The organism is Streptococcus cuniculipharyngis, assembly GCF_007859195.1.
GTDB classification, from domain to species: domain Bacteria; phylum Bacillota; class Bacilli; order Lactobacillales; family Streptococcaceae; genus Streptococcus; species Streptococcus cuniculipharyngis.
Genome location: NZ_VOHL01000011.1, coordinates 1 through 10,542 on the forward strand (window position 1 = coordinate 1; position 10,542 = coordinate 10,542).

Sequence of the window (10,542 nt, forward strand, 5' to 3'; positions counted from 1 at the left end):
TTCCACTTACTAAAGCCAATAGCACAACAACTGACACGATTAGCTTATATAGACGCTCTTGCATTCGACTGCCTCCTTCTACTGTCTTATCTATTTATTCGTACTTCTACAGTAGCAACTAGGACTGGACTAAAAAACTAGGGAGTCTTAACTTCCTAGTTTTTATCTATATAAGCAATACACCAATCAATCAACTCTTCCATGCGTGCTAGTTGATTGGTCAAATGAAGATAACCCAAGACAGCTTCAAAGCCTGTGGACATGCGATAAGTGACCACATCTGTATTTTTTGCCTTGGTATGACTATTGGCATTACGTCCCCTTTTATAGATTAAGGTTTCTTCTTCCCTTAGCAAATCCTCCGCCAACAACTGGGCGATTAGCATGGCTTGAGCTTTAGCGGAAACATATTTTGTCGCCACATGGTGAAGGGCCTGGGGTTTGGTCAAGCCTTGTAAAATCAAATGACGGCGAACATACATAGAATAAACCGCATCGCCATCAAAGGCTAGGGCGATACCGTTAATGAGTTTGGGATCAATCACGCTCCCACCTCACACCATCTTTAGTATCCAAAAGTTTGATACCTTGCTCTGCCAATTCAGCACGGATACGATCAGCCCTTGCAAAATCTTTTTGAGCACGCGCCTCCTGACGTTGAGCAATCAAGTCTTCAATCTGACTATCTAATACCTCTTCAACAAAGACCAGTCCAAATACTTCTAACATTTTGGCAAAGGCCTGCTTAATGTCAGTATTATAATGACCAGAATTTATCCACTTGGCCAAATCAAAAAGAACGGTCACCCCATTGGCTGTATTGAGATCATCGTCCATAGCCACTTGAAAACGACTAACGAAGTCCTCCAAGCCATCTGTTGCGACTGAGGTGAAAGCTTGTTGATAGGTGTTTTTCAAGTATTTGAGATTTTTCTTGGCATCTTCAATGGCTTTTTCCGTATAATTCAAGGGGCGACGATAATGTTGACTGGCCAAAAAGAAACGTAGCACCTGCCCATCAACCTGCTCCAACATCTCATGTGCCGTCAAGAAATTCCCTAAAGACTTGGACATTTTCTCATCATTGATATTAAGCATGGCATTGTGCATCCAATAGTTAGCAAACGTTTTTCCTGTTTTAGCTTCTGATTGAGCAATTTCGTTGGTATGATGGGGAAATTCTAAATCTGCCCCACCGGCATGAATATCAATAGTATCGCCCAAAATTTCCGTCGCCATGACCGAGCACTCAATATGCCAGCCTGGACGCCCCAGTCCCCAAGGACTTTCCCAAGAGACCTCTCCATCCTTGGCTGACTTCCACAAGGCAAAATCAAAAGGATGCTCCTTGACCGACTGGTCTGTGTCTAAACGGCCACTGGCACCAATCTCCAAATCTGCCAAGGTTTTATTGGCTAACTTGGCATAGTTTTTTGACTTGGCCACGCGGAAATAGACGTCACCTGCGACTTCATAAGCATAGTCCTTGGCAATTAAGCTGGCTACAAAAGCAATAATCTCGTCCATGTAGTCAATCACGCGGGGATTTTTAGTCGCTGGTTTAACACCTAGCTGAGCTACGTCTTGCTTAAAAGCGACAATAAACTGATCTGACAGCTCCTTGGTGGTCAAGCCATTTTCCCTGGCTGCCTTGATAATCTTGTCGTCCACGTCGGTGAAATTGGAAACGTAGGTCACCTGATAACCACGATACTCAAAGTAACGACGAATGGTATCAAAAGCGACCACACTTCGGGCATTCCCAATATGAATGTAATTATAAACCGTGGGACCGCAGACATACATCTTGACCTTTCCCTCCTCTAAAGGAAGAAAGTCACGCAAGCTACGGGTCATGGTATCATAAATTTTTATCATGCTGACTTACTCCTCAAGGTCCGACCAGCTAATTAAGATTTGTTGCTCATCTAGGGGATTAACAACCACACCGACGGTGTCATCAATATCATTTTGCCCTTGATTTGGCTGATAAATATCATCAATTTTCCAAGCCAAAATAACGCCTTGGGCCTCACGGAAAGGTTGGCCAAAATCTTGATGATTATACCATTTGGCAAAACTTTGTAGGTTAGAAAAAACAGGAACATAGCTGTTTTTATCCTGGTCAGATAGGGTAGGGAACATACGATCAAAGCTCCCATCATCATTAGGCAGGATAAAGGCTGGCACAATATAACGTCTGTCCATGGTATCGGCCTTGATATTGTCATCACTCATGATGGCATTCAAGATTGTCGTGAAATTATTGACAAATTGAACCATGTCATTATTTTTAAAGACGGTTGAGTTACCAAAATCACCTTTTTTCTTGAGATTATAAACCAAGCCTGACAAGCCCTTGACAATTGACTCTTCTAAAACGTCTAAGCTAGAGCGTTCCACCCAATTTTGCTCACGCGCACTGGCTTGCTCTTTTTTGAAGGTTTCCAGATCAAAACGATCGGTAAAGACTGGAATAACTTTTTCGCCGTCTACCTTCAAGGCATAAGGTTTTTCACTAGCCAAAACAGGGTAGTGATTAAGGGCATGAACCAAGGCAATGCCATCTAAAAAATTATCTGGAGCATTGATAAAGGCACGCAGGCGATCATCAAATTCAGTATTAAAAGTCATCCTATCAGTCATTGGTTTCCTCCTTTGGTTCTGCTTTTGGTGGTCTTGGTAGCAGAGCTTTCATTGACGCATCAACCCGTCCTTTGTCGTCTACTTTAATGACCTTGACGGTGACTTCGTCACCAATCTCAACCAAGTCTTCTACCCGATTGGTGCGGGTCCAAGCCATTTCTGAAATATGAACGAGAGCATCCGTCTTGTCAAAAAGATTCACAAAAGCACCAAACTTCTCAATACGCACAACCTTGGCTTCATACACATCACCAACCTTAGCTTCGCGCACTAGATTAGCAATGATTTCCTTGGCACGATCAATGGCTGCTTGGTCACTCGAATAGATAGCCACCAAACCTTCTTCATCAATATCAATCTTAACACCTGTTTCAGCGATAATTTTGTCAATGGTCTCGCCACCCTTACCGATAACCACTTTGATTTTATCCACATCAATCTGAATGGTATCAATCTTAGGTGCAGTAGGTGCCAATTCGGAACGAGGCTCTGCAATAGTTGCTTCAAGCAAATCAAGAATCTCAAAACGCGCTTTTTTGGCCTGAGCTAGGGCCTCCGTTAAGATTTGCGGCGTAATGCCTTCAATCTTAATGTCCATCTGCAAGGCAGTAATCCCCTCACGGGTTCCAGCCACCTTAAAGTCCATATCACCAAAATGATCTTCCAAGCCTTGAATATCCGTCAAAATGGTATAGTTATTACCATCTGAAATCAAGCCCATGGCAATTCCTGCCACAGGAGCCTTAATTGGCACACCACCAGCCATTAAGGCTAGAGTTCCCGCACAGATTGATGCCTGAGAGGAAGAACCATTAGACTCCAAGACCTCGGCAACCAAACGAATGGCATAAGGGAAGTCTTCCAAACTTGGCAAAACTTGCTCCAAGGCACGCTCTCCTAAGGCACCGTGACCAATCTCTCGACGCCCAGGCGCCCCATAACGGCCAGTTTCACCAACTGAATATTGTGGGAAATTATAGTGATGCAAGAAACGTTTCTTATACTCAGGATCTAGACCGTCAACAATCTGTGTTTCTCCCATCGGAGCCAAGGTCAGAACTGACAAAGCCTGCGTTTGCCCACGCGTAAAGAGTCCTGAGCCGTGTACTTTAGGGAGGAAATCAATCTCCGCATCCAAGGCACGAATCTCATCAATCCGACGACCATCAGGACGAATCTTATCTTCTGTAATCAGACGGCGAACTTCTGCGTGTTCCATTTGCTCTAGGATTTCAGCCACATCACGCATCACTCGCTCAAAGTCCTCATGCTCCGCAAATCGCTCACTATAAAGGGCTATGACCTGCTCCTTAACTGCCTCTGTCGCGGCTTCACGAGCCAATTTTTCTTCAACTTGAACAGCTTTTTGTAAGTCGGCATTATGGGCAGCAATGATTTCTGCCTGCAAGTCTTGATCAACCTGCAAGAGTTCCACATCTGCCTTTTCCTTACCAACAGCTGCTACGATTTCCTCTTGAAAGGCAATCAATTCTTGAATGGCTGCATGACCTGCTAGCAGGGCCTCCAACATCAATTCTTCAGAGAGTTCCTTAGCACCAGACTCAACCATATTGATGGCCTCCTTAGTGCCTGCCACTGCCAAATCCAGGGAAGATTTTTCCATCTCTTCGGCACTTGGGTTAATCACTAATTGACCATCAAGATAGGCCACCTGAACACCGGCAATTGGTCCGTTAAAAGGAATGTCAGAAATTGACAAGGCCAAAGATGAAGCAAACATGGCTGCCATTGGGGCTGAAGCATTCTCATCATAGGACAGAACGGTATTGATGACTTGAACTTCATTACGGAAACCCTCGGCAAACATGGGGCGAATAGGACGGTCAATCAAACGAGCGGTCAAGGTTGCATTAGTTGATGGTCGGCCCTCGCGCTTGTTAAAACCACCAGGAAACTTTCCTGCTGCATACATTTTTTCTTCGTAATTAACTTGTAGCGGGAAAAAATCTCCCGTTGCCATCTTTTTAGACATGGTTGCCGCTGTTAGCACAGTCGTTTCACCATAGCGGACCACCACACTACCATTGGCCTGTTTGGCTACCTGGCCAGTCTCTACTATTAAGGGTCTGCCAGCAAACACTGTTTCAAAAATTTGTTTCGTCATTCCTACTCCTTCATTAACTGATAAGATTTGAACGTTCTTGCCACAAAAGTCAATCGACCAAAAATGATCAACTCACCTTTGCATCAAGAACCGTACTAGTTCTATTTTATCATAATTTAGCCAATCTATGGCATTAAAGTGATTTTTCCTGCAAAGATAAAAACCTCCCCGAAGGAAGGTTTTCGTTAACAGATTAACGACGAAGTCCAAGTGAACTAATCAATTCACGGTAACGGTTAACATCTGTACGACGCAAGTATGCCAACAAGTTACGACGGTGACCGATTTTCTTCATCAAACCACGGTAAGTGGCATGGTCTTTTTTATGTTGTTTGATATGGTCGTTCAAGTGGTTGATTTCCCATGTCAAGACAGCAACTTGTACTTCTACTGAACCAGTATCGCCTTCGTGACGAGCGTACTGAGCAATGATTTCATTTTTTTTCTCTTTTGAGATAGCCATATTTTTCTCCTTTATTTGCTTAATCCGAGTCTTAGGATTTGGCTGACCTAAAACCAAGAAAAAGTTGGTTTGTCCTTCAGACCTGTTTAGTTTATCAGATTTCAGCCTATCCGTCAAGGAAAACATCACCTAGCAGGGTCAAGATTTCCTATTTTCCTTGCTTTATGCTATACTGAAAGTTAATAAAGCCAAGGAGATAACCATGTCTATTATTCAAAAAATTACTCGTCCTAGCCATCAAATTGATATGCAGGATATTATTCGTGAAGGCCATCCTACGCTACGAACAGTAGCTGAAGAAGTAGCCTTCCCCTTATCAGATGAAGATATTATCTTGGGTGAAAAAATGATGCAATTCCTCAAAAATTCACAAGACCCTGTTTTAGGTGAAAAGATGGGGCTCCGAGCAGGAGTTGGGCTTGCCGCACCACAGATTAACATTTCCCGCCGTATTATTGCTGTTCTCGTGCCAAATCTACCTGATGAAGACGGCCAGGCGCCCAAGGAAGCTTATAGCCTACAAGAAATCATGTACAATCCCAAAATCGTCTCCCATTCTGTTCAAGAAGCTGCCCTAGCTGAAGGAGAAGGTTGCCTGTCGGTTGACCGAGCAGTGGAAGGCTACGTGGTCCGTCACTCACGCATTACTGTGGAATATGTTGATAAAACCGGTCAAAAACAACGACTTAAACTCAAAGGTTATAATGCCATTGTCGTTCAACATGAAATTGACCATATCAACGGTATCATGTTTTATGACCGCATTAACCAAACAGAACCTTTTGCCATTAAAGATGGCATGCTCATTATTGAATAAAGGCTGCTCATCAGTCTTTTTCCGATAGAAAGGACAGAGCATGAATCAACTTGACCAAGAACGAGCACGCAAGGCCATGATTGTCTTTCGTAAGGCCCAGCGAACTATTGATCAACAGGTCTCAAATAGTTATAAAAATCACGGCATCACACCTACCCAGTTTAATGTTCTAGAAGTTTTATACAACAAGGGGCAAATGAAAATTTGCCACCTGATCAGTAAAATTTTTGCCACTTCGGGCAACATGACCGTTGTTCTGCGGAACATGGAAAAAAATGGTTGGATTTATCGCCAGGTTGATCCCCAAGACCGCCGAGCTTCCCTGATTGGTCTGACTCCTCAGGGCGAAAGTCTAATCAAAAAAGCCCTGCCTGAACACCTAGAAGCCGTCTATCAAACCATGAGTATCCTCTCTCCTCAGGAACAAGATGACCTCATTACCCTCCTAAAAAATTTCAAAAAACTCTAAAACAAGATGGTTGACAAAGTTGAGATTTATGCCTATAATGTACTACATAGTAATATTTAAGGAGAAGAAACGATGTCTAAAAAAATTCTATTTATCGTTGGTTCATTGCGTCAAGGTTCCTTCAACCACCAAATGGCTGAAAAAGCAGAGGCACTCTTAGCTGGTAAGGCAGAAGTGAGCTACCTTGACTACACACAAGTTCCTGTTTTCAATCAAGAACTAGAAACACCAACCTTACCTGCCCTTGAAAAGGTTCGTCAAGAAGTTTTGGAAGCTGATGCTATCTGGATTTTCTCACCAGTTTACAATTTCTCAATTCCTGGTCCCGTAAAAAACTTGCTTGATTGGCTTAGCCGTGCCCTTGACCTTAGCGAAACACGTGGTCCTTCTGCACTACAAGATAAGCTAGTCACTGTCTCATCAGTTGCCAATGCTGGCCATGACCAACTCTTTGCGATCTACCGTGACTTACTACCTTTTGTTCGCACACAAGTTGTTGAACCATTCACAGCTAGCAAGGTTAATGACAGTGCTTGGGCAGATGGCAAATTGGAACTTGACCCAGAAGTTCAAAACCAACTTGAAACTCAAGCAGATGCCCTACTGGCTGCTATCAACTAATTCACATTAAAAATTTTGGGAACTATATACCTGTTTACACCAACCACAATATGTAGTGTTTCGATAATATCAAAAAAGGCGACTTCCAAGCTAGGAAATCGTCTTTTCATCTGCTCTAACTGTCAATAATATCTTCTAAGTTTATCCTGATTTTCTTTAAAAAATTCTTCCAGCCAGTCCATACCATAGGCATAACTGAAGCCTTCTAAGAGAACAGAGAAGTCAATGCTGTCAAATCCCATTTCCTTCAAACCGTCAAAGGTATTAAATGGTGAACGGAAGTGTTTGTATTTGATAATTGCTCCAATATCTTTCAAATCCTGTTCTCTTGTGCTAACCATTTTCATACCCAGCACGTATTCAATTGGAGCAACTAAAACAGTTGGATATGGATATTTTGCACGAAGAGTCTGGATGGGAGTTGCCACAATATATCATAGACAACCTCAAACATATCCCACGGTCATATCAGAGTGAAGCTATACGCTATTTCCACTATACGCAGACATCAGAAACCTTCAAGCATCGCAATCCGAATCAACTTATGTTTAACATGGCTACAGGATCTGGGAAAACAGATTTGATGGCTGGTTTGATACTCTATCTTTTCAAAGAGAAAGGCTATCAGAACTTTCTTTTTACGGTCAATACCAACGGAGTTTTGAGTAAGACAATTGACAACCTGGTAAATGTTCAGTCGGATAAGTTTCTTTTCAATTCGCACATCGAAATTGATGGGGTGCGTATCTCAATCAATCACATTTCTGGGAATTTTCCAGATTTTCCCAATAAACACGACATCAACATCAAATTTTTGTCTATCCAGACATTGACAAATGAACTCTTTACCCAAGCTGAAAATGTGATGTCATTAAAAGATTATCAAAGAGAGAAGATGGTCATTCTGGCAGATGAAGCACATCACTATTCTGCTTCTACGAAAAAGAAAAGTAAGGAGGAATTGGAAAAAGCTTCATGGGAAAAGAGTTTACTGTCACTTCTTCACACACATACTGACAATCTCTTACTAGAATTTACGGCAACGCTTGATTTTGACGATGAGACCATCTATGAAAAATATAGAGACAAAATCATTTACCGTTACGCCTTAGATTCATACATCAAAGATGGATTCTCAAAAAATGTAAGACGGATTCAAACTGGAAATTCTAATGAAGAAAACATGCTCAGTGTGATTCTTCTCAGTGAGTATAGGCGGAAATTTGCTCTTGAAACATTTGGTATTGACATCAAGCCAATTATCCTTTTCAAATCACAAAAAATTGATGCATCACATGAAGCAAATAGATTATTCAATGAGATGATTGACAATCTCACGGTAGAGACTTTGAGGGAGTTTCTCACCTCGCAATCGAAAAGTGTCCCTGACGAGCAGAGTCATACTTTACAGTTGGCTTATCAGTATTATCTTGAACAGGACGACCTTTTAACTGTTGTGAAAGAGATAAGGCGTGGGTTTTCACCAACGAGAATTTTGAACGCAAATGATACAGATAATAGTTCAAAAGGCTTGCTAGAAACAGGACAGTATCAGGCACTTAATTCCCTTGAGTCGCCAAGTAATCTGTATCGTGTTATCTTTGCTGTGGCAAAATTAACAGAAGGTTGGGATGTCCTAAACCTTTACGATATTGTACGTATCAGTAGCTTGGGAAAGATGACTGATAAAAAGGACACTAAGTCAACCAATTCTGAAGCCCAACTGATTGGACGTGGAGCGAGATATAATCCATTTCCCTTGAATCAAAAAATTTCTTATCAAAGAAGATTTGACGAAGAAGACGAAACAGCGAGTCTTTTGTTGGAGACATTACATTATCATACACTTAATGAGCCACAGTATATAAAGAATTTGATGGCATCACTTGATAAGATGAATCTTGCTACGGGGACTGATGGGAAAAATCCTCCAATTGAAATCAAACTGAAACCATCATTTAAGAAAACTCGAATCTATAAAACAGGTAAGGTTTACTATAATGAAACTGAGAAAATTCCTGACAGCCATTATAAACAGTTACATAACTATGGAATTGAAATTTCTAAAATTGCTACTATCCCTTATTTCAAATCCACCTATGAAACAGGTTACCTTACAGCCGAATCAATAGAGTTAAAAACGTCCCAATTAAGAGAAATTGATATTCGTTACTTTAAAAAATCAATTAGTCGCTCTAACTTTTTCCGATTTAGCAATCTGAAAAAATATCTTCCAAATCTTAAGTCTATAGAAGATTTTTTGGGTGAGAATTGGTTAGATTTACAGAATCTTGTACTATCTGTCATAACGGAAAAAGAAACTATCGTTGAAGATTTTTCAGCTATTAAAAAACTGAAAATTGTTGATAACTTTTTTAACTTGCTTAGTTCTAAAATAAAGGCTGGTTATCGTAAAGAAAGGGGGACAAATCGCTTTATTGGTTATTCTATCTCAGAATATCTGGCTGATTATCCTAAAAGAGTACCTAATTATGATACAGCCAAACATAGCAACTCATTTATAGAGCAAAATGTATCTAATATCAGCTTTGAAAAATTTGACTTTTTTGCCTATCAGTCAGCTATAATCAATAGGAATAAAGAAAATTTAGTCAATGCTATCGCAAACCATGTTGATGAATTGAAAGAAAAATACGGTGATGTATTTCTTATTCGCATGGATGAAAACATGTTAAAAGGCACTAATAAAATTGAACAACTAAAATTGCACCAGTTTGAAAAAAATCCGAGAGAACTCACATTTTCTGGATTCCAACCAGATTTCATTTTGCTTCTTCAAAATAAAGATTACTATCTCCAAATTTTCATAGAACCCAAAGGTGAACAATTGGTAGAAAAAGATAGATGGAAAGAAGAACTTCTTTCGTATATCAATGACCATCAGGAGGAATTGATTTTTGAAGATGAAGTTGATGGAGTTATTATCAAAGGTCTTAAATTCTACAATAAAGAAAATAGTGAACAGACACTCAATCAGTTAGCACAGATAGCTCTTGAAAAGTCACAATTTTGGGGAAATATTAGGATGAACTTGTTCTAAAAATCAAAAAGACGATTTCCATTTGGAAGTCGCCTTTTTTAATATTGTCAAAATACTATATATTGTGGTTGGTATAAACAGATATATAGTCCCCAAAATTTTTAAGAATAATTCCCTGCATCCCAAAAGTTAGACAATTAATCTAACAATTGGGGTGCTTTTTATATAACTATCACTAATCCATTAAGGGTACCATCACCTAGGATAAACTTATAACCAAATTTTTCATCCTTCCCGCTCCTCTTGAAGAAAATCATGCTGAAGTTTAGACATCAAGGCCTTCCTGCCGACAAAACGCTCTCCCCGAAGTAAACAATCAAATTGCCCTTGTTCCGCTACT

Annotated in this window: 10 protein-coding genes; 4 read left to right on the top strand and 6 right to left on the bottom strand. The window is 40.6% G+C overall.

The window, feature by feature from the left end:
- Nucleotides 1-155: 155 nt before the first annotated feature.
- The 5 genes from FRX57_RS07490 to rpsO all read right to left on the bottom strand — a co-directional run bounded on the left by FRX57_RS07490 (nt 156) and on the right by rpsO (nt 5,234).
- Nucleotides 156-545: a Mini-ribonuclease 3 gene (locus FRX57_RS07490; RefSeq protein ID WP_146568217.1), complete on the bottom strand. Its 390-nt coding sequence runs from the start codon at nt 543-545 to the stop codon at nt 156-158.
- On the bottom strand, nt 538-1,878 hold the full coding sequence (gene cysS / locus FRX57_RS07495; protein ID WP_146568220.1) for a cysteine--tRNA ligase: 1,341 nt from the start codon (nt 1,876-1,878) through the stop codon (nt 538-540). The genes FRX57_RS07490 and cysS overlap by 8 nt, the downstream gene beginning before the upstream one ends.
- Nucleotides 1,879-1,884: 6 nt before the next feature.
- Nucleotides 1,885-2,634 (bottom strand): SseB family protein, encoded by a 750-nt coding sequence (locus tag FRX57_RS07500; RefSeq protein ID WP_146568232.1) that lies wholly within the window; start codon nt 2,632-2,634, stop codon nt 1,885-1,887.
- Between the two features lie 4 nt (nt 2,635-2,638).
- Entirely contained in the window at nt 2,639-4,771 is a 2,133-nt protein-coding gene (gene pnp, locus FRX57_RS07505; RefSeq protein ID WP_146568222.1) for a polyribonucleotide nucleotidyltransferase, read from the bottom strand.
- Between the two features lie 193 nt (nt 4,772-4,964).
- Nucleotides 4,965-5,234, bottom strand: a complete 270-nt coding sequence (gene rpsO, locus FRX57_RS07510; RefSeq protein WP_008535715.1) for a 30S ribosomal protein S15 — start codon at nt 5,232-5,234, stop codon at nt 4,965-4,967.
- Nucleotides 5,235-5,436: 202 nt separating this feature from the next.
- Between rpsO and def the strand changes: the two genes are divergently transcribed.
- The 3 genes from def (at nt 5,437) to FRX57_RS07525 (ending at nt 7,141) form a co-directional block, all read left to right on the top strand.
- Nucleotides 5,437-6,051, top strand: coding sequence for a peptide deformylase (gene def, locus FRX57_RS07515; RefSeq protein ID WP_146568224.1), 615 nt, complete (start codon nt 5,437-5,439; stop codon nt 6,049-6,051).
- A gap of 40 nt (nt 6,052-6,091) precedes the next feature.
- Complete coding sequence (locus FRX57_RS07520) at nt 6,092-6,520, top strand: MarR family winged helix-turn-helix transcriptional regulator (protein WP_146568226.1); 429 nt, start codon at nt 6,092-6,094, stop codon at nt 6,518-6,520.
- A 72-nt stretch (nt 6,521-6,592) separates the two neighbouring features.
- Complete coding sequence (locus tag FRX57_RS07525) at nt 6,593-7,141, top strand: NADPH-dependent FMN reductase (RefSeq protein ID WP_146568228.1); 549 nt, start codon at nt 6,593-6,595, stop codon at nt 7,139-7,141.
- Nucleotides 7,142-7,263: 122 nt separating this feature from the next.
- On the opposite strand, the gene FRX57_RS07530 is transcribed toward FRX57_RS07525, so the two are convergent.
- Nucleotides 7,264-7,482 carry a hypothetical protein gene (locus FRX57_RS07530; protein ID WP_222431066.1) on the bottom strand — a complete coding sequence of 73 codons (219 nt, stop codon included), beginning with the start codon at nt 7,480-7,482 and terminating at the stop codon, nt 7,264-7,266.
- Between the two features lie 47 nt (nt 7,483-7,529).
- Between FRX57_RS07530 and FRX57_RS07535 the strand changes: the two genes are divergently transcribed.
- Nucleotides 7,530-10,202: a DEAD/DEAH box helicase family protein gene (locus FRX57_RS07535; RefSeq protein ID WP_146568234.1), complete on the top strand. Its 2,673-nt coding sequence runs from the start codon at nt 7,530-7,532 to the stop codon at nt 10,200-10,202.
- Nucleotides 10,203-10,542: the final 340 nt, after the last annotated feature.

Bases quoted from the DNA above. Each gene is read 5' to 3' on its own strand.
- rpsO (WP_008535715.1), bottom strand. From the start codon at position 5,234: ATGGCTATCTCAAAAGAGAAAAAAAATGAAATCATTGCTCAGTACGCT.
- pnp (WP_146568222.1), bottom strand. From the start codon at position 4,771: ATGACGAAACAAATTTTTGAAACAGTGTTTGCTGGCAGACCCTTAATA.
- FRX57_RS07525 (WP_146568228.1), top strand. From the start codon at position 6,593: ATGTCTAAAAAAATTCTATTTATCGTTGGTTCATTGCGTCAAGGTTCC.
- FRX57_RS07530 (WP_222431066.1), bottom strand. From the start codon at position 7,482: ATGGTTAGCACAAGAGAACAGGATTTGAAAGATATTGGAGCAATTATC.
- def (WP_146568224.1), top strand. From the start codon at position 5,437: ATGTCTATTATTCAAAAAATTACTCGTCCTAGCCATCAAATTGATATG.
- FRX57_RS07535 (WP_146568234.1), top strand. From the start codon at position 7,530: ATGGATATTTTGCACGAAGAGTCTGGATGGGAGTTGCCACAATATATC.
- cysS (WP_146568220.1), bottom strand. From the start codon at position 1,878: ATGATAAAAATTTATGATACCATGACCCGTAGCTTGCGTGACTTTCTT.
- FRX57_RS07520 (WP_146568226.1), top strand. From the start codon at position 6,092: ATGAATCAACTTGACCAAGAACGAGCACGCAAGGCCATGATTGTCTTT.
- FRX57_RS07500 (WP_146568232.1), bottom strand. From the start codon at position 2,634: ATGACTTTTAATACTGAATTTGATGATCGCCTGCGTGCCTTTATCAAT.